Origin of the sequence: Bradyrhizobium sp. ORS 111 (assembly GCF_045571485.1) — a bacterium.
GTDB lineage: Bacteria > Pseudomonadota > Alphaproteobacteria > Rhizobiales > Xanthobacteraceae > Bradyrhizobium.
Map to the genome: position 1 here is coordinate 2,918,126 of NZ_CP120701.1, position 23,181 is coordinate 2,941,306.

Consider the following 23,181-nt stretch of genomic DNA (forward strand, 5'->3'; position numbering starts at 1 on the left):
ATTCCGCACTGAGGGACCTTGTCATGCCCGAGTCGACTGGAGATTTCGCCACCACCGCGCTGAGCGGCTACGAATTGCTGGCCGATCCGCAGCTCAACAAGGGCACGGCGTTCTCCGAGGCCGAGCGCGAGGCATTCGACCTGCACGGGCTGCTGCCGCCCAATGTCGCGACGCTGGATGAGCAGGTCTCGCGCCGCCTCCAGGCCCTGCGCGGCTACGAGACCGATCTCGAACGCTATGCCTTCCTGCGTGAGTTGCAGGACACCAACGAGACCCTGTTCTACGCGCTCTTGGTCGCCAATCTGGAGGAGCTGCTGCCGATCGTCTACACGCCGACCGTCGGCGAAGGCTGCCAGCACTTCAGCCGCTTGTTTCGCAAGCCGCGCGGGCTGTTCCTCAGTATTCCGCACAAGAATCGGATCGATCGCATTCTGGCGCAGCCGCGCTTCGACAAGGTCGAGGCGATCGTCGTCACCGACGGCGAGCGCATCCTCGGCCTCGGCGATCAGGGCGCCGGCGGCATGGGGATTCCGATCGGTAAGCTTGCGCTCTATACCGGCTGCGGCGGCCTGCATCCGGCGACGACGCTGCCAATCCTGCTCGATGTCGGCACCGACAATCCCGATTGCCTGGCCGATCCGCTCTATATCGGCTGGCGCAACGAGCGCATCCGCGGACAGGAGTATGACGACTTCATCGAGGCCTTCGTCGCAGCCGTGGTGAAGCGTTGGCCAAATGTCCTGCTGCAGTGGGAAGACTTCGCCAAGAACAACGCGACCCGCATGCTCGAGCGCTATCGCGATCGGCTCTGCACCTTCAACGACGACGTTCAGGGCACGGCGGCAGTGGCGACCGGCACCTTGCTGGCGGCGATCAACGTCACCGGCGTACCGCTGACCGAGCAGCGCGTGGCCGTGCTCGGCGCAGGCTCGGCCGGCTGCGGCATCGCCGGCCTGATCCGCGCCGCGATGCGCGATGCCGGCCTGTCGGAGAGTGAGGCCGCGACGCGCTTCTTCATGGTCGATCGTGATGGGCTGCTGCTGGAAGGCACGAGCGGGCTCGCCTCGTTCCAGCTTCCCTTTGTGCAGAAGAAGCAGGCCATCGCGGGTTGGACCGCCACGCATCCCGACAAGATCGGGCTGCTTGACGTGGTGCGCAACGCGCGGCCGACCGTGCTGATCGGCGTGTCCGGCCAGGCCGGTGCGTTCTCCGAGCCGATTGTGCGCGCGATGGCCGAAATCAATCAGCGGCCGGTGATCTTCCCGCTTTCGAATCCGACCTCACGCGCCGAAGCGACGCCGGCCGATATCGAGGCCTGGACGGAGGGGCGAGCGCTGATCGGCGTCGGCAGCCCGTTCCCGCCGATCACGCGCGACGGCGCTCGCTTCAAGGTCGATCAGACCAACAACTCTTACATCTTTCCGGGCGTCGGCCTGGGCGCGCTGGCGGTCGGCGCCCGCCGCGTCAGCGACGGCATGTTCATGGCCGCGGCCAAGGCGCTGGCGAGCTCCTCGCCGGCTCGTGACAACCCGAAGCACAATCTGCTGCCTCCGGTCAGCGCGCTGCGCGACGTTGCGGTGACGGTCGCCCTGGCAGTGGCGATCCAGGCGCACAAGGAAGGGCTGGCCAAGGATGTTCCGATCGATGAGATCGAGCAGCGCATCCATGCCAAGGTCTGGACGCCCGGTTACGCCCAGTATCGCCGAAGCGATCGCCCCTAAGCGGAACGCGCACCAGCGACGCGTGACCTGCCGCTCCATAGGAGAGGGATGGCGTCCCGCGACATCGAGTGAGCGGAGCGCCGTACACCGGCTCGCTGCGCAGGGCTATCGCATATGCCGCCTTGGGTGGCAGCGCACGTACTCGGCCTCGTGGTTCGAGACGCGCCGCAGCGGCGCTCCTCACCATGAGGGTCTACTATTGTGCCGCAAAACAAGACTTCATCCTGAGGAGCCCGCCAAAGGCGGGCGTCTCGAAGGATGGGCCACAGGCCGTTTTTTCCAAATGCGATTGCCCTAGCTCGCTGCGGGCAGTCACTCCCTCATCGCATGTGTGTCGTACCAGCCGGGCGGCGGGAATTGCGTCGCCGGATTCAGGTACTGCTTGGAGCCCTTGAGGCGAAACATCTTCTCCTGGAGCTTGCCGACCATGTTGAACATGCTTTTCGCGCCGCCGCCGAACAGGCCAAGGTCTCCATTGATGGCATATCCACGAAAGATGCCCTTGTAGAGCTCGATGGCTTCGAGTGCACTGACCCACGTTCCAGGCAGCTCACTTCCAAAAAGGCCGCTGCTTCCACTCTTGAACTGCCAATCGATAAACTGTCCTTCCTTCGGAATGGTTGGACATCTCTGCATGGAGACGAGGGACTGGTCGATAATCCGATATTTCCGGTATCCCAGCCTTTCGAAGGTCTCGAACTCTTCGATAAGCTTCTTCCAGCTTGTCTTGTCGGACTCGATGGACACGAATCTGGGCAGCTCGGAAAGGCCCTCGAGAGACGCCAGGGCGTCGAGGTCGTTGCCTTCGATATCGATCTTGCAGTACCTCGGGACGCCGTGCTGCTTCAGAATATCAGCGAGTTTAGCGGCCTGTATCTTGAACGTTCGGCCCACGCCTGCGCCAAAGCCCTTGTTTCTCTCGGACCACTCCGGATTGGTTGTTCCCCATTCCGAAACACGATCGTCGACGTAAAAGTTGACGTTCCCAGGTGAGTTCGAAACCGCAACATTGACCACCGAGAGGGCGCCCGACGCGACGTACTCCGAAAAGCGCTTGCTGATGGAATCGCAGAATTCCGGCATCGCCTCTATGGCGACGACGCGAAATCCCTTTCTCAAGTAGAATTCGGTATCCTCGCCCTTGTGGGCGCCCACGTCGTAAATAAGAGTCTCGTCCATGGCTGGTCCTTTGCGCGCCCCACGGCCAAGGGTAGTTGGGAAAGTGACAATTGAGGGGCTGTTGCGCGGCTTGCACAACTGTCGGATTGGGACGCTGCCTGATCTGCCGTTTTCCCGGCGACTAAAGTTCTAGTCTCCAGTTCCAGCCCGGCTGGAACCCTTGGGCCGCAATGTTGTTTGTGACCTAACGACACAACAATCAGGCACAATCCACGCGGGGGCCAGTCCGAGGGAGACAATCCCATGGCAACATTTGGCCTCGACGCGACACGGCTTAGTCCATCCGAGCATCAGCTCCAGCTTCGTCGCGCCGTTTTCGCGTCCACGATCGGGACCGCGATCGAATGGTATGACTTCTTTCTCTACAGCACCGTCACCGGCCTGGTGTTCGCAAAGCTGTTCTTTCCGCATTCCGATCCCTGGGTCGGTACGCTGGAGGCCTTTGCGATCTATGCGGTCGGCTTTGTCGCGCGCCCGATCGGGGCGGCGATCTTCGGGCACTTTGGTGATCGTATCGGCCGCAAATCGACGCTGATCGCGACGCTGCTACTGATGGGACTGGCGACCGCCGCGGTCGCCGTGGTGCCGACCTATTCGAGCATCGGCATCTGGGGCGCGGTGATCCTGACCGCGCTGCGCTTCATCCAAGGCATCGGTGTCGGCGGCGAATGGGGCGGCTCAGTGTTGATGTCGATGGAATGGGCGCGCAACGACCGCTCGCGCGGGCTGATCGCCTCCTGGCCGCAATTCGGCGTGCCCTGCGGCCTGTTCCTCGCCAACCTTGCCGTGCTGGCGTTCAGCCAGATGGCGGGCGACCAGTTCCTGGCCTGGGGCTGGCGCATCCCGTTCGCGCTCAGCCTCATCCTGGTCGTTGTCGGCCTCTACATCCGGCTTGGCATTCTGGAAACGCCGGTGTTCTCGAAGCTGATTGCCGAGCGCCAGCTCGACCGGACGCCGATGCTGACGGTGATCAAGGACTATCCGCGGGAAATCCTGCTGTCCGCGTTTGCGCGCATGGCCGAGCAGGCGCCGTTCTACATCTTTACCGCCTTCGTGTTTTCCTATGGCATCGGTACGCTGCACCAGACGCGCGATCTGCTGTTGACCGCAGTGCTGGCGGCTTCGGTGGTGTCGTTCGTCTCGATCCCGGTATTCGGACATCTGTCCGACCAGATCGGCCGCAAGAATATGTACATGATCGGCGCGGTCGTGACCGGTATCTTCGGCTTCATCTATTTCGCGATGCTCGACACCGGATCGGAGCCGATCATCTTCCTCGCGATCGTGCTGTCGCTGATCCCGCACGACATGCTGTACGGCCCGCAGGCCGCCCTGATCGCCGAGAGCTTCACCGGACGCCTGCGCTACAGCGGCGCCTCGCTCGGCTACCAGCTCGCATCGGTGATCGCCGGCGGTCCTGCGCCGCTGATCGCAGCCTGGCTGTTCGGCACCTTCAAGTCGGCGACCGCGATCGCAATCTATATCGCGATCTGCGCGGTCATCACGCTGATCGCGACCGCGCTGATGACCGACTACACGGGCAAGGACATCAACGCGGCCAGCGCGCATGAGCGGCGTGCCTGACGCGTCAAGGGTTAGAGCAGCAAGGGAGATATCGACATGATCAAATGGCGAAGTGAATCGGCACTTGATCTCTACAATCTGGTGGCGGCCATCTTCCTGCTCGCCGCACCGTGGCTGTTCGTTCACGCCAACCAGACTGCGGCGATCGACCTCAGAACCAGCGGCGTGGTGATCGCCGTGCTGTCGCTGGCGGCGATCGTTGCGTTTTCGGTCTGGGAGGAGTGGGCCAATCTGTTCGTGGGCCTGTGGCTGATCATCTCGCCATGGGTGCTCGGCTTCACACATAGCCGCGCGATGCACTTCAGCATCGCAGCCGGTGCGGTGGTGGCGTTCATGGCGCTGCTCGAACTGTGGCTGGAATATGAGAAGACGCATCTCGGGCCGCCGGCGACGCAGGTCACAGACAAGCATTAGAGCCGGCTGACCGCGGCAATCCTGCAAACCCAATGCCTCGCTTCGATCGGGCGCTCGCGCGCCGGTGATCGGACGTGATGAAATAACTTCGACCATGGGTCGTTCTTGGTCATAGGAGCCGGGCTTGCCTCGGCTTCCACCACCCCGTGGAGAAACCTATGACCAAACTGACTTTCGTGGCGGTTGCTCTGGTTGCGGCCGCTGTCTATTCGGCTCAGGCTTCCGCTGCCGGCGGCAATGCCGCGTCACGGCGCGCTCATGCGTCGACAACGGCCAGCAGCAAGACCGTTGACTGCGTGCGCGCGCCGAACGTTGGATCGTTCGCAACCGCTCCCTTCACCGAGCCGCCCTGCATGCCCGGCACGATGCGCTGAGCACGCCCAGCAAAAAGCCCCGGACGCGATGTCCGGGGCTTGGCGTGATGTGTGGTCAGATTATTCCGGCTTGCCGATCGCAACCTTCAGCGTGCCGACGCCGTCGACGCCGCATTCGAGCTTGTCGCCGGGCTGGAGTTGGGACACCCCGGCCGGGGTGCCGGTCATGATGATGTCGCCGGCGGCGAGCTTCACCTGCTGGGAGAGCTGCCAGATGATTTCCGGCACGCTCCAAATCAGCTCGGTGAGATCGCCCTTCTGGGCTTCCTTGCCGTTGACGGTGAGCCAGATCTTGCCCTTCGAGGGATGGCCGATCTTCGAGGCCGGCTCGATCGCGGAGCAAGGCGCGGAGTAGTCGAACGACTTGCCGACCTCCCACGGGCGCTCCTTCTTGCGCGAAGCAATCTGCAGGTCGCGGCGGGTCAAATCGATGCCGACGGCATAGCCGTAGACATGTTCGAGCGCCTTGTCGGCGGGGATGTTCAGTCCGCCGCTCTTCATCGCGACCACCAGCTCGACCTCATGATGCAGGTCCTTGGTCAGCGGCGGATAGGGAATGGTGGCGCCGTCCGCGACCAGCATGTCGGCATGCTTGGCGAAGAAGAACGGCGGCGCGCGCTCGTCATTGCCCATCTCGCGGATATGCTCGAGATAGTTGCGCCCGACGCACCAAATGCGGCGCACCGGGTAGGCGCCGGCCTCTCCGACGACGGGAAGCGAAGGCTGTGGAGGAAGCGGAATGACGTAGGAGGCGGCGTTCATGAGGCGGTTCTCGCTGCTCTTGTGGTGAACTTGATCTAGCCGGTGGCGCTGATCGGCGCCAGTGCCAGCGGGGAAAGGTCGTGGTGATGCTGCAGGCGGAAGAAGGAGGCGTAGCGGCCGCCGCGGCGCAGCAGCTCCTCATGCCGCCCGCGCTCGACGATCTCGCCGCCCTCGACCACCAGGATCGCGTCGGCATGCATGATGGTGTGCAGCCGGTGCGCAATCACGATCGTGGTGCGGTTCTGGCAGAGATGCTCGATCGCCTCCTGCACCTGCTTCTCGGATTCGGAATCGAGTGCAGCGGTGGCTTCGTCGAGCAGGATGATGGGCGCGTTCTTGATCAGCGCGCGGGCCACCGCGATGCGCTGGCGCTGGCCGCCGGAAAGCTGGGTGCCGTGCTCGCCGACCGGCGTGTCGTAACCGAGCGGGAAGCTCATGATAAAGTCGTGCGCACAGGCCGCCTTCGCCGCCTCGATGATCTCGACCTCGGTCGCGCCCTCCTTGCCGAAGGCGATGTTGGCGCGGATGGTGTCGCGGAACAGGTAGACATCCTGGCCGACATAGGCGGTCTGCTGCCGCAGCGACCTGCGTGACACCGACGAGATCGACTGCCCGTCGATCAGGATCTCGCCCTCGCGTGCCTCGTAGAAACGGAGCAGCAAGGCGAGCACGGTCGACTTGCCGCCGCCGGAGGGGCCGACCAGCGCGGTGACCTTGCCGGGCTCGGCGACGAAGCTCATGCGGTTCAGCACCGGCTCGCCGTCGCGATAAGCGAAGCTGACGTCGCGCAATTCGATCCTTGCGTCGGAGAGCTCGAGCGCCGGCTTGTCGTCGTCCGCCTGCTCGCTCGCCGGGCTATCGACCACCTCGAGCAGCATCCGCGCGCCGACCAACTGGCTGTTGAGGTCGATGTTGAGCCGCGCCAGGCGCTTGGCCGGTTCGGTCGCCATCAAGAAGGCGGTCAGGAACGAGAAGAACTGGCCCGGGGTGGCGCCGAGTGCCACCACGCTGTAGCCGCCATAGAGCAGGCAGCCGGCGACCGCAAAGCCGCCGAGCATCTCCATCAGCGGATTGGAGCGGTTGGCGACGCGCGCCATCTTGTTGGCGTTGCGCTCGACGATCGCGATGTTCTCGTCGATCCGCTGCTGCATGGTGTCTTCGAGCGTGAACGCCTTCACGGTCCGGATGCCCTGCAGCGATTCCTGCATCGTCTCCAGAATGTCGGCGGTGCCGGTGAACTGGTTGTAGGCGAGACCCTTGATCCGCTTCACCAGCTTGCGCAGCACCAGCATCGCCGGCGGCACCGCGACCAGCCCGATGAACGACATCAGCGGATCCTGCCACACCATCACGGCGATCATGGCGACCAGCATCAGGAAGTCGCGCCCGATTGCGTTGACCAGCATGTTGAGCACGTCGGTGATCGACTTGGCGCCGGCGGTCAGCCGCGCCAGGAATTCCGACGAATGCCGCTGCGAGAAGAAGCCGATGCTCTCGCTCATCAGCTTGGCGAATAACCGCCGTTGATTGCTGGCGAGGATGGCGTTGCTGATCTTCGACAGGATCACCATATGGCCGTAGGTCGCCACGCCCTTGATGAAGAGCAGCACGACGGTGATGCCGGCGAACATGGCGATGCCGGGGATGTTCTTATCCACATAGGCCTGGTTGATCACCTGGCCGAGCACGTAGGTGGCGCCAGCGGTCGAGCCGGCCGCAATGGCCATCAGCGCGAACGCCATCAAATAGCGCCGCCAATAGGTGACCCCCTGTTCCATGACCAGGCGGCGAATCAGGATCGCCGCGCCATAGGGATCGTCGGTAATTTTGTTTGGAAACTGGGCCATCCGCGTTCCATTGACGGCAGGCCTTGCCGGCCGTCAGGGTTGCGGAAACCTCCTTGCCCGCTTGTCGGGGCTTTTTCAAGCCCAATAACGGCTTGATTTTCAGGCCGATTCTGCCTGCCGCGGGAGGCCGCCGCGCTCCCGGAACAGCTTCTCCTCCCAGTTCAGCGCGTGAGTCGCGATGACATCGAGATTGTCGTAGCGCGGCGTCCAGTCGAGCAGCGCGCGGATGCGGCCAGTGTCGGCCACCATGGTCATGATGTCGCCGGGTCGGCGCGCCGCATAGGCGACGGCGAAATTGCGCATCGAGACACGACGCATCGCCTCGATGGTCTCGAGCACGGAATAGCCGCGGCCATAGCCGCAGTTCAGCGTCACCGATTGGCCGCCGGCGCGCAGATAGGACAGCGCCGATCGGTGCGCCTCGACGAGGTCGCTGACATGGATGAAATCTCTGATGCAACTGCCGTCATGCGTCGGATAGTCGGTACCGAACACGTCGATCTTGGCGCGCTGGCCGGTCGCCGCCTCGACTGCGATCTTGAGCAGATGGGTGGCGCCGACGGTGGCAAGGCCGGCGCGTCCTTGCGGGTCGGCGCCGGCGACGTTGAAATAGCGCAGCACGACGTAGCCCATGCCGTGGGCGGTGGCCACGTCGTGCAGCATGATCTCGGTCATCAGCTTCGACGAGCCGTAGGGCGACAGCGGCCGTGTCGGCGCGATCTCAGGCACCGGCACGTGGTCCGGGTTGCCGTAGACAGCGGCCGTCGAGGAGAAGATGAAGCGGTTGACGCCACCCTTCACCGCGGCATTGAGCAGGCTGCGCGTCGTCATGGTGTTATTGCGGTAATAGCCGAGCGGATCGCGCAACGAGTCCGGTACCACGACGGAGCCCGCGAAATGGATGATGCTCTCGACCTTGTGCTGGGCGATCACGCCCTCGACGAGATTTTCGTCGCCGGCGTCGCCGATGAACAGCGGCACGCTCTCGGGCAGGAATGCGGAGAAACCTGTGGAGAGATTGTCGATCACGACGACGCTTTCGCCAGCATCGACCAGCGCGTGGACCATGTGACTTCCGATGTAGCCGGCGCCGCCGGTCACAAGCACGGTCATGGGTGCAGCTCTCCCGTTCTATTTGCCGGGAATGCTAGCGGCGCCGCGGTGAAGAGGGGGTTTCGTCGCGCCTGAACTGGCCACTATGCTTAATGTTGCGTATAGGAACTGGCGCGAAACGGAGACTTGCGTGCCGATCGAGAACATATCTGCCGGCGAGCTCGAACTGATCGTGCCGAACCTGCACAGACGCTATTCAGGCGTCACGGCGACCAACCGCATGGTCGCGCCAAAGCTCGCGCAGATGTTTCGCGCGGCATGGTTCGGCACGCACCGGCCCGACGGCATTGCGGCGATGGGATTCACCGACCTGCTGCGGCTCTGGCGCCGCCGCAGGCCCCTCATTTGGCACGCGCGGCGCAACGACGAGATGATCGCAGGACTCCTGCTGCGCGGGCTGGGCTGGCCGCTGAAGCTCATCTTCACCTCTGCGGCGCAGCGTCATCACACCTGGCTGACGCGCTGGCTGATCCGCAAGATGGACGCGATCATCGCGACGAGCCCGCTGTCGGCATCCTATCTCAAGCGCGAAGCGACGGTGGTGATGCACGGTGTCGACACCGATCGCTACGCGCCGCCGGCCGATCGTACGGCGGCCTTTGCCGAGAGCGGATTGCCCGGGCGGTATGCGATCGGATGCTTCGGGCGGGTACGCGCGCAAAAGGGCACCGACGTCTTTGTCGACGCGATGTGCAGGTTGCTGCCGCGCTATCCCGAATTCAGCGCCGTCGTGGTCGGCGCCGTCGTGCCGGAGCAGCAGGCGTTCGCAAACGACTTGAAGCGGCGCATCGAGGCGGCGGGTCTGCAGTCGCGCATCATTATCACCGGCGAGCTTCCGATCGAGGATGTCGTGCGCTGGTATCAGCGGCTGACGATCTATGCCTTCACCTCGCGCAACGAGGGCTTTGGCCTGACCTTGATCGAGGCGATGTCGGTCGGCGCGGCGCTGGTGGCCGCGCGGGCGGGAGCCGCCGAGTTCGTCGTCGAGGACGGTGTCACCGGGGTGTTGACGCCGCCGGGCGACGTCGATGCGCTGGTGGCCGCGCTGGAGCCCTTGATGCGCGATCCGATGACGGCGACGGCGATGGGCGCACGGGCGCAGGCGCGGGTTGTGGATAAGTTCAGTCTGGATGCGGAAGCGAATGCGATCGCCGCGGTCTATCGGACGCTGATCTGAGCCAGCACGCGCTGAGCGGTCTCGACGACGTCGATGGCGGGGAGGTCGCGCATGCAGCGATGGTCGTTCATCCGGCAGATGGTGCTCTGGCACGGTTGGCACGACAGCTTCGCCTTGGTCTGCTGCATGGTGGCAGCGAGGCCGTTTATGGGGGCCCAGAGATACGGGCTGGTCGGGCCGAAAATGCCCATGGTCGGCGTGCCGATTGCGGCTGCGATATGCATCAGCCCGGAATCGTTTGAGATCGCGACGCTGGCCGCGGCCATCGCCAGCACGCCATTGCGGAGGTCGGTGCCGGTGAGATCGCGGACCCGGGCGCCGCCGGCGGCGACGATCTCCTTTGCCAGCGGCTTTTCGGCAGGGCCGCCAATCACCCAGACGTCAAAGCCGCGCTCGGCGAACAGCCGCGCCGCCTCAGGATAATAGGTCCAGCGCTTGGAGGCGCCGACCGAGCCTGGTCCGAGCGCGATGGCTGGACCGGTTCCCAGGCCATTGGCTTGCCGCCATCGTGCGATCTCGTCGGCGGGAACCTGGAGCTGCGGCACCGGCCATTCCGGCGGCAGCGGCGCGCCGCGGGGCAGCGCGAGCGAAGCATTCTGGTCGATGAAGCGCGGCAGCTTCTTCTCGCCCCACCGCATCGCATTGATCAGGCCGAACCGGGCCTCGCCGAAGAAGCCGATCCGCTCGGGGATGCCGGCCAGCGTCGGCGCAATCGCGGACTTCCAGGTGCCCGGCAGCACCAGTGCGGTGGCGTAGTTCCGGGTCCGGAGCTCGGCCGCGAGGGCCCGCTGCCGACCCACGGCCAGCCGGCTGCGGGGCAGATCGGAGATGATTCCGGCGCGCACGCCCGGCATGTAGTCCACAAGGGGCGCACACAGGCGGGTGACCAGCAGGTCGACCGGTCGATTGGGCCAGCGCTTGCGGAGCACCCGGATTACCGTGTGGCCCCGCACAAAATCCCCAATCCACATATAGGGAATGACGAGGATCGGACGGGTGTCCGCGGCGTCCTCTGTTTCTATCCCTAATATTGAATCGTTATTCATATCTAAGAATGTGCGGAGCCGGACCGATTGCGGCCCCGTCGGTAACCGGTTCGCGTCTTGAGGTAAAGCCGTCGTTGCTTGCGGCGCTGGAGTGGGGCAAAGCTGGCGGCTGCAGTGGACTTGGGTGGGATTTCGCAATGTTTCTGGTAACCGGGGGTGCCGGTTTTATCGGATCGAACGTCGTCGCCGCGTTGAATGACGCCGGGCGCAGCGACGTCGCGGTCTGTGACATCCTCGGCAGCGACGGCAAGTGGCGGAACCTGGCTAAGCGTCAGCTTGCCGATCTTGTGCCCCCCGCCGAGCTCGGCCATTGGCTGGAGCGGCGGCGTCTCGACGCCGTCATTCATCTTGGCGCCATCTCGGAGACCACCGCGACCGACGGTGATCTCGTCATCGAAACCAATTTTCGCCTGTCACTGCGGCTGCTCGACTGGTGCACGGACAATCACACGCCGTTCATCTATGCTTCATCGGCGGCCACCTATGGCGACGGTGATCAGGGCTTCGATGATGATCCCTCGGTGGCGGCGCTGAAGCGGTTGCGGCCGATGAACCTCTACGGCTGGAGCAAGCAACTGTTCGACCTCGTGGTCGCCGAGCGCGCGGCGAAGGGAGAGCCTCTGCCGCCGCACTGGGCCGGGCTGAAATTCTTCAACGTGTTCGGCCCGAATGAATATCACAAGGGGTCGATGATGAGCGTGCTGGCGCGCCGCTTCGATGACATCAAGGCGGGCCGCGTCGTGCAGCTCTTCAAGTCGCATCGCGAGGGGATCGCCGATGGTGATCAGCGCCGCGACTTCATCTACGTCGACGATGTCGTGCGGGTGATGATGTGGCTGCTGGCAACCCCGTCAGTCAGCGGGCTGTTCAATGTCGGAACTGGCACGGCGCGCAGCTTCAAGGATCTCATTGTCTCGGCGTACAGCGCGCTCGGCGCGAAGCCGAACATCCAGTACATCGACATGCCCGAGCAGATTCGCGGCAGTTATCAGTATTTCACGCAGAGCGAGGTCGATCGCCTGCGGCGTGCCGGCTATAACGGCGGCTTCACGGCGCTCGAAGATGCGGTCGACGCCTATGTGAAGGGCTTCCTCGATCGCGCCGATCGATATCGCTGAAGCGGGGCACGGCCACAGATGTTCGATTTTGAAGCTCTGTTGCATGCAATGTCCGGCCAGACCGTGCTCTGCGTCGGCGACCTCATGCTCGATGAGTTCGTGTACGGCGAGGTGTCGCGAATTTCTCCAGAGGCGCCGGCGCCGGTTATCGCAGCTCGGCGCAGCGAGACCCATATCGGTGGCGCCGGCAATGCCGCGCGCATCGTTGCCTCGCTCGGCGGGCGCTGCATCTTCGTCGGTCTGATCGGCGACGACGACGCAGGCGCCCGGCTGCAGGCCGTGCTGGCGCGGGAAAGCCGGATCGAGAGCATATTGGTGCGTGATCCCGGCCGGCCGACGACGCGGAAGGTGCGCTTCGTGTCCGAGCATTTCTCGACACACATGCTGCGCGCCGACTGGGAGCAGGCGGTGCCTGCTTCGGCCGAGGTCGAGCAGAAGCTGATCGATGCCATCCTGCCGCAGCTTGCGCGCGCCGATATCGTGCTGCTATCGGACTACGCCAAGGGCGTACTGACCGCGCGGGTAATCCGCAACACGATTGATGCGGCGCGCGAGCTGGGCAAGTCAGTGATCGTCGATCCGAAGGGCCTCAATTTCGCGATCTATCGCGGCGCCACGCTGCTCAAGCCAAACCGCAAGGAATTCGCCGAGGCAACCCGGAGCCGTGCCGATTCGGACAGCGCGATCGCAGCCGCCGCCGAGGATGCGATGCGGCTGGCCGACTGCGAAGCCATGCTGGTGACGCAGGGTGAGCACGGCATGACGCTCGCGCTGCGTGACAAGGGGATCATCCACGTGCCGTCGCTGCCGGTGAAGGTGCGTGACGTGTCAGGTGCGGGCGACACGGTGGCGGCGACGCTGGCGCTGGCGCTGGCTGCGACGGCAGACTGGGAGGCCGCGCTCAGGATGGCGACCGCTGCAGCCGCAGTGACCGTCGGCAAGACCGGCACCGCGATCGTCAGACCCGATGAATTGCGGCGACGGATTCTACCGCATGCGTCGCTTGCCGCGGAGGAAAAGATCGTCGCGGCCGGCGGTGATATCGATGCATATCTTGCCGAATGGCGTAAGCAGGATCTGCGCATCGGGTTCACCAACGGCTGCTTCGATATCCTGCACCCCGGCCACGTCAAGGTGCTGACGGCGGCGCGCGGCGCCTGCGACCGTCTCGTCGTCGGATTGAACAGCGATGCCTCGGTGAAGCGGCTGAAGGGAGAGGGGCGCCCGGTGCAGGATGCGCAGGCGCGCGCCGAGGTGCTGGCGGCGCTGGAAGCCGTCGACCTTGTTGCGATTTTCGAGGAGGACACGCCGATCAACCTGATCATGAAGGTGCGGCCGAGCGTGCTGGTCAAGGGTGGCGATTACACCCGCGAGCAGGTGGTCGGCCGTGAGATCGTCGAGGCGTCTGGCGGCGAGGTGCTGCTGGTCGATATCCTGGCCGGGCACAGTACGACGTCGCTGGTCGATCGGGCCCGCGGGGGCAAGGCGTGAACGCGAGCACGGCTTCCCCGGCCTCGGCCGCGGCGCTGCCCGCCTGGCGCGACCCGGCGCGGTGGGCGACGACGACGGACGTGATCGCCGTCCTGATCGCGCTGTCGCTGCCCTGGTCGACCTCGCTGGTCGGCATCTTCGGCGTGCTGCTGCTGATCGCAGTCGCTCCGACGATCGACCTGAGGGCGTTCTGGGCGTTGGTGAAGCAGCCGATCTGCGCTGTGCCCGCCGCGCTGTTTGGCCTCGCGCTCGTCGGCACGCTCTGGTCGGACGCCGTCTGGGGTGCAAGGTTGTATGCGGTGGAGCCAACCGCGAAGCTCCTGGTGCTTCCGTTCCTGTTCTATCATTTTCAGCGCTCGCGACGTGGAACGTGGGTGTTAACGGCTTTCCTGGTGTCCTGCACGCTGCTGATGGTGATGTCCTGGCTGGTACTGGTGCATCCTGGCCTCTCGCTGAAGCCGTCGGGAGGCGCCGAACGCGGCATCTTCGTCAAGGACTACATCAACCAGAGCCAGGAATTCACGCTCTGCGCGGTCGCGCTGGCCTATCCGATCGTCCTGCTCTTGCAGGCCAAGCGCATCGCGCTGGCCGTGCTGCTGATCGCGATCGCCGTGAGCTTCTTCGCCAACATGGCGTTCGTGGTGGTGTCGCGGACGGCGCTGGTCACGGTCCCGATCATGTTCGCGGTGTTTGCGCTGCTCCATCTGCGCTGGCGCAGCATCGCCCTGATCCTGTGTGGGGCCGCCGCGCTCACCGTGGTGGCGTGGTATTCGTCGCCTCAGTTGCGATGGACCGCCGAGACGTTCAGTCGCGACTACCAACTCTACATGGAGCGCAACGAGCCGACCTCGATCGGTCTGCGGCTTGAGTTCTGGCGAAAGTCGCTCGGCTTCTTCGCCGAGGCGCCGATCATAGGACACGGCACCGGGGCGACGCGGGGCCTGTTCGAGCGCGTCGCGACGCACGTCCAACGGCAGGCTTCAAGCGAAGTGATCGGCAATCCGCACAATCAGACGTTGAACGTCGCCGTGCAGTGGGGCATTGTGGGGGTCGCCATCCTTTATGCCATGTGGATCCTGCACCTTTTGCTGTTCCGCGGCGGCGGGCTCGCCAACTGGATCGGGCTTCTCGTCGTGGTGCAGAATATTTTCACTTCATTGTTCAATTCGCACATCTTCGATTTTCACGAGGGCTGGATGTACGTATTGGGTGTCGGGGTCGCCGGCGGCATGGCGCTAAAAGCGCGATCGGTGGCAAGCGTGGAACTTGAGCGCCCAATCCGTCCATGATCGCTGGCATGACCGTCGCAGATACGCTATCAGCCTTGACACCTTGTCGCAAAACCCACAGTTGCCGCTAAGCCACCCGAATACATGACGCGCCTCTCACAATTCACTCTGCGCAACTTCCTGATTCTGATCCATGACGCGCTTGTGACGGCGTTTGCGCTGGTGGCGACCTTCTATCTGCGTTTCGAGGGCAGCCTTCTTACGGACCGGCTGCCGCTCTTGATGCGTGTCCTGCCGTGGTTCGTGCTCTTCAGCATCGTGGTCAGCTATCTCTGCAATCTGACCACCGCGAAATGGCGGTTCACGTCATTGCCCGATGCTGTGAACATCCTGCGCGTCGCGGCGGTGCTGACGCTGGCGCTCGTGGTGCTGGACTACGTCTTCATCTTCACCGAAACAAGTTCGCATGGCGTCGTCTTTCTGGGACGCGTCACGATCATCCTCTTCTTCTTCCTTGAGGTGTTCGGGCTGAGCGCGTTGCGCCTCGGCTACCGCTATTTCCGCTATTCGCGCACGCGTCTTCATGCCCGCTCCGACAACGCCGCACCGGCACTGCTGGTCGGACGCACCGCTGACGCGGAAGTCGTGCTGCGCGGCATCGAGAACGGCGCCATCAAGGGGCTGTGGCCGATCGGCGTGCTGTCGCCCTCGGCCGCCGATCGGGGCCAGAAGATTCGCAACATTCCCGTCGTCGGCGGGGTCGACGATATCGAGCCCGTGATTCGCGACTTCGGCGTTCGGCAGCGGCCGATCAAGCGGGTGGTCATGACGCCGTCCGCGTTCGAGCCGGACGCCCATCCGGAAAGCGTGCTGATGCGCGCCAAGCGGCTCGGCTTGATCGTCAGCCGTCTACCCTCGCTGGAGGGCGGCGACACACCGCGGCTGACCAATGTCGCGGTTGAGGATCTGTTGCTGCGTCCGAGCCACAAGATCGACTATGGACGGCTCGAGACCCTGGTGAGGGGCAAATCGGTCATCGTGACCGGCGGCGGCGGCTCGATCGGAGCTGAAATCTGCGATCGTGTCGCAACCTTCGGTGCGGCACGCCTGCTGGTGATCGAGAATTCCGAGCCCGCTCTGTACGGGGTCACCGAAGCGCTGTCGGCCCGCGGCACGGCCGCAGTGGTCGAAGGCAGAATCGCTGACATCCGGGATCGCGAGCGCATCATACGGCTGATGAGCGACTTCAAGCCCGATATTGTGTTCCATGCGGCGGCTCTCAAACATGTGCCGATCCTCGAGCGCGACTGGAGCGAAGGCGTCAAGACCAACATCTTCGGCTCGGTGAACGTTGCCGACGCGGCCTTGGCCGCCGGCGCCTCCGCGATGGTGATGATCTCGACCGACAAGGCGATCGAACCGGTGTCCATGCTGGGGCTGACCAAGCGCTTTGCCGAAATGTACTGCCAGGCGCTCGACCACGATTTGATGGCCGGAGCCGACGGCAAGCCGCATATGCGCCTGATTTCGGTACGCTTCGGCAACGTGCTCGCTTCCAACGGCTCGGTGGTGCCGAAGTTCAAGGCCCAGATCGAAGCAGGCGGCCCGATCACCGTCACGCATCCGGACATGGTCCGCTACTTCATGACAATTCGGGAGGCTTGCGACCTGGTGATCACGGCCGCCACGCATGCGATGACGCCGGCGCGTCCCGACGTCTCGGTCTACGTGCTGAACATGGGGCAGCCGGTCAAAATCGTCGATCTTGCCGAGCGGATGATCCGCCTATCCGGCCTGCAGCCAGGCGTCGATATCGAAGTCGTGTTCAGCGGCATTCGACCCGGCGAGCGGCTGAACGAGATCCTGTTTGCAAGTGAGGAGCCGACCATCGAGATCGGCGTCGCTGGCATCATGGCGGCGAAGCCGAACCAGCCGCCGATGTCGACCCTGCGCAAGTGGCTGGCCGCGCTGGAGGATGCCATCGAAAGGGACGACCGAGCGACCATCCGCGCCGTGCTGAAGGACGCCGTGCCTGAATTCGGATCGAATGCTGCCTGATCGCGCCGTCGCGCGCGGCAGGACCATCTCGAAAGCCATCGATGCGCAAGCCCCATAAAGTCGTCGTCGTCAGCCAGCACTATCCGCCGGACCACAGCACGACTGCCGCGATCATGGCCGCGATCGCTGAACGGGTCGCACAAGACGCGGAGGTCGTGGTGGTGTCCGGCATGCCGGGCTCGGCGAGAGAGCCCCGGCCCGGACGGCCGACGGTGGTCGAAATCCGGAACTGGTTGCCGGACAAGGCCGCGCTTATCAAACGCGCTCTGGCCGAGACGTTGTTCACCTGCCGGATCTTCGTCGCACTGTGGACGCGGCTGAAGCGCGGCGACGTCGCGCTCACGGTGACCGCGCCCTTCGTGCTCCCCTACGCCGTGGCCGTCGCGGCAAGGCTAAAGGGGGCGAAGTCGGCGCTGATCCTGCACGACCTGTTTCCCGATGTCCTCGTCATGGCCGGGCTGCTGAAGCCGGCCTCTCTCGTCGCGCGCACAATGCGGGCGATCAACGGGCTGATGTTCCGAGCGCTGAGCGCCGTCATCGTGATCGGCCGCGACAGCGAGAAGCTATTGCTGCGGTACCAGGGAATGACGCCCGACAAGATCAGGTTCATTCCGAACTGGACCACGCTCGTGCCCGGCGTTCGTCCCGTCGACCCCGACAATCCGTTTCGCAAGGCGATCGGTGCCCGTTTCGTCGTCGGCTTGTCCGGCAATCTCGGATTCACTCACGATCCGGACATCGTGTTCGATGCGGCGCGGCTGCTGCGCGGCGACGCCGATATTCATTTCCTGCTCTCGGGCTGGGGGATGGGGTTTGACCGGTTGAGGGAGATGCAATCCGCGGATCGGCTGGCCAACGTCACCCTGGTCGATCGGGTCGCGGGCGCTGATCTCGACGCGCTGCTCTCTAGCGCCGACGTCTGGCTGATTCCCTATCGCAAGAACGTCGCCGGCGTATCGGTGCCGAGCCGGTTCTACAATCTGCTCGCGGCGGGCCGTCCCGTGATCCTCATCTCGGAACCCGAGGCCGAGGCCGCGCTCACCGTGAAGGAAAACGCGCTCGGCTGGGTCGTGGCACCCGGCAAGCCGGATCAACTCGCCGATGCCATCAGGCAGGCGTCGCGCCCGCAGGACACCGCGATGGCCGAGCGTGCGGTTGCAGCAGCGCGGACCTTCAGCCCCGAACGGGCCCTTGGCAGTTACGCAGCGCTCGTTGCCGAGCTATTGTGCGGTCGCGATGTGGAGCGGACGGCATGAGTAACGGTCATCGACCGACGGTTCTGGTCACGGGGACGAGCGGCTTTGTCGGCCGCCGCCTCGTGCCCTTGCTGGCCCGCAATGGCTGGGTGGTGCGGCGCGCCGTGCGGACTCCGCCCCAGGACGCAAACGACGTGGCGATCGATACGCTCGGACCAACCACCGATTGGCGCGAGGCGGTTGCCGGTGTGGACGCTGTGGTGCATCTCGCCGCTCGCGTTCATCACCAGAAGGAAGAGCACGCGATCGAGCTCTATCACAACGTCAATGTCGCGGGGACGCTGCATCTGGCGCGGTCCGCGATCGATGCCGGCGTGCGGAATTTCGTATTCGTCAGCACGATCCTGGTTCATGGCCGCAGCAACAACGGGCGTCCACCGTTTCGCGAGGACGACACGCTGACGCCGCGTGGCCTCTACGGAATGTCGAAGGCGGCTGCGGAAGCCGGCTTGAGCGAACTGGTGGCGGGTAGCGGCATGAAGGTCACTGTCGTCCGTCCGCCGATGATCTATGGCGCCGGAGCAAAAGGGAACTTTGCGCTGCTCGAAAAAGCCGTGAAGCGCGGCGTTCCACTTCCCCTGGCCAACATCCACAACCGTCGCGCATTTCTGTCGGTCGAGAATCTGACTTCGTTCATTCTCCACCGGCTCGAGCGTCCGACGCAGGGTTTCGACGTGTTTCTGGTGGCGGACAGCGAGCAGGTGTCGACGCCGCAATTCATCGAGCGTCTGGCCCATGCGGCGCACACCTCGCCACGTCTGTTCTGGATGCCGGCGCCGCTTCTGAGCACACTGCTCAAGGCCAGCGGTCGAAGCGAGGCCAACGACAGCCTGCTCGGCTCACTCGAGCTCGATTTGTCGAAACTCGCTACGAGTGGATGGCGGCCGCCGCTCAGCCTCGATGACGGCCTGAAACTCGCCCTGAGTCAGTGACTGGTCTGACCGTCGCCGATCAAAGCGTCCGTGGTCGCGAGAACCGACGCAGCAGGAGGGCGACGGCAAGTGCGCCGGCCAGCAACAGGACAAGATCTGCGGTAAGGGTATTCAGGGCGACCGAGCCGATCGCAAGCAGCGCAAGTACGACATTGAGGACGAAGACCTCGCCGACGACGCGCCATACCGTAAATCCGTTGTCGGTCGCGCGCTGATAGAAGTGCGAGCGGTGCGCGGCCCAGAATGGCTCACGGCGCCCGATCCGGCGGAGCAGCGTGACTGTCGCATCCGCCAGGTAGTACAGCGGCAGCAGTAGCGCGGCAGCGAATTGCTGATGCAGCGCGAGCTGCAGCAGGCACCAGCCGAGCAGCAGGCCGATCGGCAGGCTGCCGACGTCGCCAAGGAATATCCGCGCGACCGGCCGGTTGAACGGGGAGAAACCGAGCAGCGCCCCGCACAGCGCGGCAGCGACGATTGTGGTCGCAGCCGGGACATGGCCGAAGCTGCCGAGCAGGGCGACCGCCACCGTGATCGGCACGGCTTCGGCTGCGGTCATCAGGTCCAGCCCGTCCATGAAATTGACGAGGTTCACGAACCAGAGGCCCGCGACCAGCAGCAAGCCGCGTTCGAGCCAGAGCGGGCAGATCGGAACGATCCGCAGATCGTCCGGCGCGGCGAACACCACGATGGCGACGGCCGCGGTTTGCAGCAACAGTCGGGGGGCGACGGGCAGGGGGCGGACATCGTCGGCGAAGCCCACCACCGCGATGAACAGGCTCGCGGCGAACACCACGAAGGGAGCCGTCAAGTCCGGCAATCCGGCGAGAACGAGGACGATCGCGCCTACGAGCAGCGTGGCCGCTGTGACTGCGATGCCGGCGCCTTGTGGCGTTGGAATCTTGTGCGACGAGCGGGCATTCGGCTTCGCAAGCGCCACGCGCAGCAGCATCGGCCGCGTCGCCTGGATCAGCATGGCCGAGATCGATGCGGCCAGAACCGCTGCGATGAACGACAGGAGGATTTCGAAGCTGGTCATGGCGGTCGACGGCTATTCCGATGCCGGCACTTCGATCGGCGCAGCGCCCTTCGCGGCTTTCTCCGGGCTCAGGATCCACACCAAGCCGCCGAAGATGCCGACCAGGAATGATATCGCACCGAACAGCAGCGAGACATTGACGCCCTCATTCGCGATCAACCCGGCATATCCGAAGGCCAGTCCCATCGTGGCTTCGCGCACGCCCCAGCCTGCGATCGAAATCGGCATCATCGTGATCAGCATGACCGGCGGCAAGAGCTGAAAGATCTGGCCGAACGTGACCGGCGCCGCGATCGACCGCACCACGCACCAGCCGATCACGGCCGTGACCACGTGAATCATCAGGGAAAGCACAATCACCTTCAGCCCGCGCTTGCGGCTGAACAGCACCCGGTTCGCAATCACGGCACAGGCGTGTACGTGATGCGTTCCCCACCACCGCTTCAACCACGGCCACGGCAACACGCCGATCAGCAGGAAGCCGAATCCTGCCGCGAGCGCGGCGAGATCAAGCAGCAGCAGGGCCGTCCAGCCGTGGGGATCGGAAATCAACCGGTAGCTCCACGGCAGTGTTGCGGCGATAACGACGGCAAGCGCAATGAGTCCGATCGCTCGATCGACAAAAATCGAATAGGTCGCCGCGCGCCAGCCCGCGCCGTTGCGCGCAACGAGCCACAGCCGCACGGCGTCGCCGCCGATCGAGGACGGCAGCGTCTGGTTGAAGAAGGTGCCGATCATGTTGAAGCGCATCGCCTGCGCGGTCACGAGCGGCGCGCCGCATTCCACGCTGATGTCCCGCCAGCGCAACACGCCGAGAAAGATCTGGCCGATCGTGACCGCGATCGCCAGCCCGAGCCAGCCGAGACTTTCGACCTGGATGCGCGAGGCGAGGTCGTACAGATTGACCTTGCGCAAGGAGAGATAGAGCAGCGCAGCCGAGATCAGTATCTTTAGGGTAGAAAGCAGGATTCGGCGCATGTCGCCCGCGCTGGCCCAGTTTCAGAATTTGTCAAAAAACCGCGCAAAGGCTTCGCGCGCCCGAATTCGCCGCCTTGGTATGGTGTCCGCACCGATCTGGCAATAGCCGTGCCGCTGTTATTGCGGCCAGCCCGATAAGTGGGCAAAAGAGGCCGGAACGGGACTGTCACCTGTGCACCGGGTCCAATACCGGTAAGATCTGACCTGACGCACGGGATCGCATGATGCTACACCGTGACAGTACTCCCCGGGCAACAGGGGCGTCGATCACGGCCGCCTTCGCGCGATTTTGATGTGTTATCCGCGGACAAGACAGGACTTGAGGCATCGATGGACCGGCGAATTATCCCCCTGATCATGTGCGGCGGTGCGGGCACGCGGCTGTGGCCGGCCTCGCGCGAGGTGCATCCGAAGCAGTTCCTGTCGCTGTTCGGGGCGCGCTCGACGTTCCAGGAGACGCTGCTGCGGTCGCGGACGCGAGCCTGTTCGAGCGGCCGATCGTGATCACCAACGAGGCCTACCGCTTCATGGTGCTGGAGCAACTCGCCGAGATCGGCGGCGAGGCCGACGTGCTGCTGGAGCCGATGCGGCGCGATTCCGGGCCCGCGATCGCCGCCGGGGCGGCGTTTGCGCACAGCCGGGACGTTGAGGCGGTGGTGCTGGCGCTCGCCGCCGACCATCTGGTGCGCGACACGTCGGCCTTCGTCGCGGCGTGCCGCGAGGGGCTCGCCGCGGCAGAGCGGGGCCGCATCGTGACCTTCGGCGTCAAGCCAGAGCGGCCGGCGACCGAATACGGCTATCTCAGCCCGGGCGAGGTGGTCGCCGGCGAGGTGCGGGCGGTCGGCAAATTCGTCGAGAAGCCGGATGCGGAAATCGCCGCCGGCTATATCGAGGCGGGCTATCTCTGGAACAGCGGCAACTTCATGTTCCGCGCCGCGGTGCTGCTCGATGAGTATCGCAACGTCGATATGCCGCCAGCGTGGCGGCCGTCGAGCAGTCGGTGGCGGAGGCCAGGCGCGACCTCGGCTTCGTCAAGCTCGACCCGCCGGCGTTCGGCGCGGCAAAGGCGATCTCGATCGACTATGCGGTGATGGAGAAGACCGCGCGGGCGGCGGTGGTGCCGGTGGCCTGCGGCTGGTCCGACATCGGCTCCTGGCGCCAGGTCTGGGAGCTCTCCGCCAAGGACAGCCAGGGCAATGCGGCGCGCGGCGTTGCGGTGTTCGAGGACCCGCAACTGCAACGTCACGACCGACCGTGCGCTGGTCGCGCTCGAGGGCGTCGACGATCTCGTGGTGGTGGCGACCCAGGACGCCGTGCTGGTGTCGCGGCAGAAGGACGCCAACGGGCTGAAGCGGCTGGTCGCCAAGCTGAAGGTGACGGCGCCCGAGGTGACCGAGAGCCACATCCGGGTGCACCGTCCGTGGGGCTCCTACCAGTCGGTCGACAATGGCGACCGCCACCAGGTCAAGCGCATCATCGTCAAGCCGGGCGGCCGGCTCAGCCTGCAGAAGCACCACCACCGCTCCGAGCACTGGATCGTGGTGCGCGGCACCGCGCAGGTGACGGTCAACGAGCTGATCAAGACCGTACACGAGAACGAATCGATCTACATCCCGATCGGCGCGGTGCACCGGCTGGAGAATCCCGGCAAGATCCAGCTCGAGCTGATCGAGGTGCAGACCGGCAGCTATCTCGGCGAGGACGACATCATCCGCATCGAGGATGATTATCGGCGCACCTGACAGCCTATCGTCCTGTCCAGTCTAGCCGTTGCAAGGAGCTCGCGATCAAGTTGCAAAGCTTTTTGTGCGGAAGTGACGATGCAATCCATGCTCCAGCGTACGTAGCGCGATGGATCGCTTCGCT

At 64.5% G+C, this 23,181-nt stretch carries 18 protein-coding genes and 1 pseudogene; 12 read left to right on the forward strand and 7 right to left on the reverse strand.

The features are described 5' to 3' along the window. Positions 1–23 precede the first annotated feature (23 nt). Complete coding sequence (locus tag P6U30_RS13270) at positions 24–1,721, forward strand: NAD-dependent malic enzyme (RefSeq protein ID WP_407169455.1); 1,698 nt, start codon at positions 24–26, stop codon at positions 1,719–1,721. A 312-nt stretch (positions 1,722–2,033) separates the two neighbouring features. On the opposite strand, the gene P6U30_RS13275 is transcribed toward P6U30_RS13270, so the two are convergent. Further along, entirely contained in the window at positions 2,034–2,900 is an 867-nt protein-coding gene (locus P6U30_RS13275; RefSeq protein WP_407169456.1) for an FkbM family methyltransferase, read from the reverse strand. Between the two features lie 243 nt (positions 2,901–3,143). Here P6U30_RS13275 and P6U30_RS13280 point away from each other — a divergent pair, with 243 nt between their 5' ends. The 3 genes from P6U30_RS13280 to P6U30_RS13290 all read left to right on the forward strand — a co-directional run bounded on the left by P6U30_RS13280 (position 3,144) and on the right by P6U30_RS13290 (position 5,272). Then, the gene (locus P6U30_RS13280) at positions 3,144–4,484 is read left to right on the forward strand and encodes an MFS transporter (RefSeq protein ID WP_407169457.1); all 1,341 of its coding nucleotides are present in this window, start codon (positions 3,144–3,146) and stop codon (positions 4,482–4,484) included. A gap of 36 nt (positions 4,485–4,520) precedes the next feature. Further along, the gene (locus tag P6U30_RS13285) at positions 4,521–4,898 is read left to right on the forward strand and encodes an SPW repeat protein (protein ID WP_407169458.1); all 378 of its coding nucleotides are present in this window, start codon (positions 4,521–4,523) and stop codon (positions 4,896–4,898) included. Between the two features lie 158 nt (positions 4,899–5,056). Further along, a complete protein-coding gene (locus tag P6U30_RS13290; protein ID WP_407169459.1) occupies positions 5,057–5,272 on the forward strand; it encodes a hypothetical protein in 216 nt (71 codons plus the stop codon). Positions 5,273–5,332: 60 nt separating this feature from the next. On the opposite strand, the gene P6U30_RS13295 is transcribed toward P6U30_RS13290, so the two are convergent. From P6U30_RS13295 to galE, 3 genes are all read right to left on the reverse strand, one after another. After that, complete coding sequence (locus P6U30_RS13295; RefSeq protein WP_407169460.1) at positions 5,333–6,034, reverse strand: fumarylacetoacetate hydrolase family protein; 702 nt, start codon at positions 6,032–6,034, stop codon at positions 5,333–5,335. A gap of 35 nt (positions 6,035–6,069) precedes the next feature. Beyond that, on the reverse strand, positions 6,070–7,881 hold the full coding sequence (locus P6U30_RS13300; RefSeq protein ID WP_407169461.1) for an ABC transporter ATP-binding protein: 1,812 nt from the start codon (positions 7,879–7,881) through the stop codon (positions 6,070–6,072). Positions 7,882–7,980: 99 nt separating this feature from the next. Continuing rightward, a complete protein-coding gene (gene galE / locus P6U30_RS13305; protein ID WP_407169462.1) occupies positions 7,981–8,994 on the reverse strand; it encodes a UDP-glucose 4-epimerase GalE in 1,014 nt (337 codons plus the stop codon). Between the two features lie 85 nt (positions 8,995–9,079). Here galE and P6U30_RS13310 point away from each other — a divergent pair, with 85 nt between their 5' ends. After that, positions 9,080–10,171, forward strand: coding sequence for a glycosyltransferase family 4 protein (locus P6U30_RS13310; RefSeq protein WP_407169463.1), 1,092 nt, complete (start codon positions 9,080–9,082; stop codon positions 10,169–10,171). Here the strand turns inward: P6U30_RS13310 and waaF are convergent. Beyond that, positions 10,153–11,217, reverse strand: coding sequence for a lipopolysaccharide heptosyltransferase II (gene waaF, locus P6U30_RS13315; RefSeq protein ID WP_407169464.1), 1,065 nt, complete (start codon positions 11,215–11,217; stop codon positions 10,153–10,155). The genes P6U30_RS13310 and waaF overlap by 19 nt on opposite strands. Positions 11,218–11,354: 137 nt before the next feature. On the opposite strand from waaF, the gene rfaD reads away from it, so the two are divergent. From rfaD to P6U30_RS13345, 6 genes are all read left to right on the forward strand, one after another. Continuing rightward, positions 11,355–12,335, forward strand: coding sequence for an ADP-glyceromanno-heptose 6-epimerase (gene rfaD / locus P6U30_RS13320; protein WP_407169465.1), 981 nt, complete (start codon positions 11,355–11,357; stop codon positions 12,333–12,335). Positions 12,336–12,353: 18 nt separating this feature from the next. Further along, positions 12,354–13,826: a D-glycero-beta-D-manno-heptose-7-phosphate kinase gene (rfaE1, locus tag P6U30_RS13325; protein WP_407169466.1), complete on the forward strand. Its 1,473-nt coding sequence runs from the start codon at positions 12,354–12,356 to the stop codon at positions 13,824–13,826. Beyond that, positions 13,823–15,115: an O-antigen ligase family protein gene (locus P6U30_RS13330; RefSeq protein ID WP_407169467.1), complete on the forward strand. Its 1,293-nt coding sequence runs from the start codon at positions 13,823–13,825 to the stop codon at positions 15,113–15,115. The genes rfaE1 and P6U30_RS13330 overlap by 4 nt, the downstream gene beginning before the upstream one ends. 84 nt (positions 15,116–15,199) lie before the next feature. Further along, a complete protein-coding gene (locus P6U30_RS13335; RefSeq protein ID WP_407169468.1) occupies positions 15,200–17,113 on the forward strand; it encodes an SDR family NAD(P)-dependent oxidoreductase in 1,914 nt (637 codons plus the stop codon). Positions 17,114–17,154: 41 nt separating this feature from the next. Continuing rightward, entirely contained in the window at positions 17,155–18,369 is a 1,215-nt protein-coding gene (locus P6U30_RS13340) for a glycosyltransferase family 4 protein (protein ID WP_407169469.1), read from the forward strand. Beyond that, positions 18,366–19,301 (forward strand): NAD-dependent epimerase/dehydratase family protein, encoded by a 936-nt coding sequence (locus P6U30_RS13345; RefSeq protein WP_407169470.1) that lies wholly within the window; start codon positions 18,366–18,368, stop codon positions 19,299–19,301. The genes P6U30_RS13340 and P6U30_RS13345 overlap by 4 nt, the downstream gene beginning before the upstream one ends. A gap of 19 nt (positions 19,302–19,320) precedes the next feature. Here P6U30_RS13345 and P6U30_RS13350 read toward each other — a convergent pair whose 3' ends face one another. Together P6U30_RS13350 and P6U30_RS13355 are read right to left on the reverse strand one after the other, a co-directional pair. Continuing rightward, a complete protein-coding gene (locus tag P6U30_RS13350) occupies positions 19,321–20,337 on the reverse strand; it encodes an MraY family glycosyltransferase (protein WP_407169471.1) in 1,017 nt (338 codons plus the stop codon). Between the two features lie 12 nt (positions 20,338–20,349). Continuing rightward, positions 20,350–21,315: a lysylphosphatidylglycerol synthase transmembrane domain-containing protein gene (locus P6U30_RS13355; RefSeq protein ID WP_407169472.1), complete on the reverse strand. Its 966-nt coding sequence runs from the start codon at positions 21,313–21,315 to the stop codon at positions 20,350–20,352. A gap of 330 nt (positions 21,316–21,645) precedes the next feature. Between P6U30_RS13355 and P6U30_RS13360 the strand changes: the two are divergent. Further along, a pseudogene (locus P6U30_RS13360) lies at positions 21,646–23,057 on the forward strand (mannose-1-phosphate guanylyltransferase/mannose-6-phosphate isomerase). The last annotated feature ends 124 nt before the right edge of the window (positions 23,058–23,181 follow it).

Excerpts from the sequence above, each read along its gene's own strand:
- P6U30_RS13270 (WP_407169455.1), top strand. The coding sequence starts at position 24 with ATGCCCGAGTCGACTGGAGATTTCGCCACCACCGCGCTGAGCGGCTAC.
- P6U30_RS13275 (WP_407169456.1), bottom strand. The coding sequence starts at position 2,900 with ATGGACGAGACTCTTATTTACGACGTGGGCGCCCACAAGGGCGAGGAT.
- P6U30_RS13280 (WP_407169457.1), top strand. The coding sequence starts at position 3,144 with ATGGCAACATTTGGCCTCGACGCGACACGGCTTAGTCCATCCGAGCAT.
- P6U30_RS13285 (WP_407169458.1), top strand. The coding sequence starts at position 4,521 with ATGATCAAATGGCGAAGTGAATCGGCACTTGATCTCTACAATCTGGTG.
- P6U30_RS13290 (WP_407169459.1), top strand. The coding sequence starts at position 5,057 with ATGACCAAACTGACTTTCGTGGCGGTTGCTCTGGTTGCGGCCGCTGTC.
- P6U30_RS13295 (WP_407169460.1), bottom strand. The coding sequence starts at position 6,034 with ATGAACGCCGCCTCCTACGTCATTCCGCTTCCTCCACAGCCTTCGCTT.
- P6U30_RS13300 (WP_407169461.1), bottom strand. The coding sequence starts at position 7,881 with ATGGCCCAGTTTCCAAACAAAATTACCGACGATCCCTATGGCGCGGCG.
- galE (WP_407169462.1), bottom strand. The coding sequence starts at position 8,994 with ATGACCGTGCTTGTGACCGGCGGCGCCGGCTACATCGGAAGTCACATG.
- P6U30_RS13310 (WP_407169463.1), top strand. The coding sequence starts at position 9,080 with ATGCTTAATGTTGCGTATAGGAACTGGCGCGAAACGGAGACTTGCGTG.
- waaF (WP_407169464.1), bottom strand. The coding sequence starts at position 11,217 with ATGAATAACGATTCAATATTAGGGATAGAAACAGAGGACGCCGCGGAC.
- rfaD (WP_407169465.1), top strand. The coding sequence starts at position 11,355 with ATGTTTCTGGTAACCGGGGGTGCCGGTTTTATCGGATCGAACGTCGTC.
- rfaE1 (WP_407169466.1), top strand. The coding sequence starts at position 12,354 with ATGTTCGATTTTGAAGCTCTGTTGCATGCAATGTCCGGCCAGACCGTG.
- P6U30_RS13335 (WP_407169468.1), top strand. The coding sequence starts at position 15,200 with ATGACGCGCCTCTCACAATTCACTCTGCGCAACTTCCTGATTCTGATC.
- P6U30_RS13340 (WP_407169469.1), top strand. The coding sequence starts at position 17,155 with ATGCGCAAGCCCCATAAAGTCGTCGTCGTCAGCCAGCACTATCCGCCG.
- P6U30_RS13345 (WP_407169470.1), top strand. The coding sequence starts at position 18,366 with ATGAGTAACGGTCATCGACCGACGGTTCTGGTCACGGGGACGAGCGGC.
- P6U30_RS13350 (WP_407169471.1), bottom strand. The coding sequence starts at position 20,337 with ATGACCAGCTTCGAAATCCTCCTGTCGTTCATCGCAGCGGTTCTGGCC.
- P6U30_RS13355 (WP_407169472.1), bottom strand. The coding sequence starts at position 21,315 with ATGCGCCGAATCCTGCTTTCTACCCTAAAGATACTGATCTCGGCTGCG.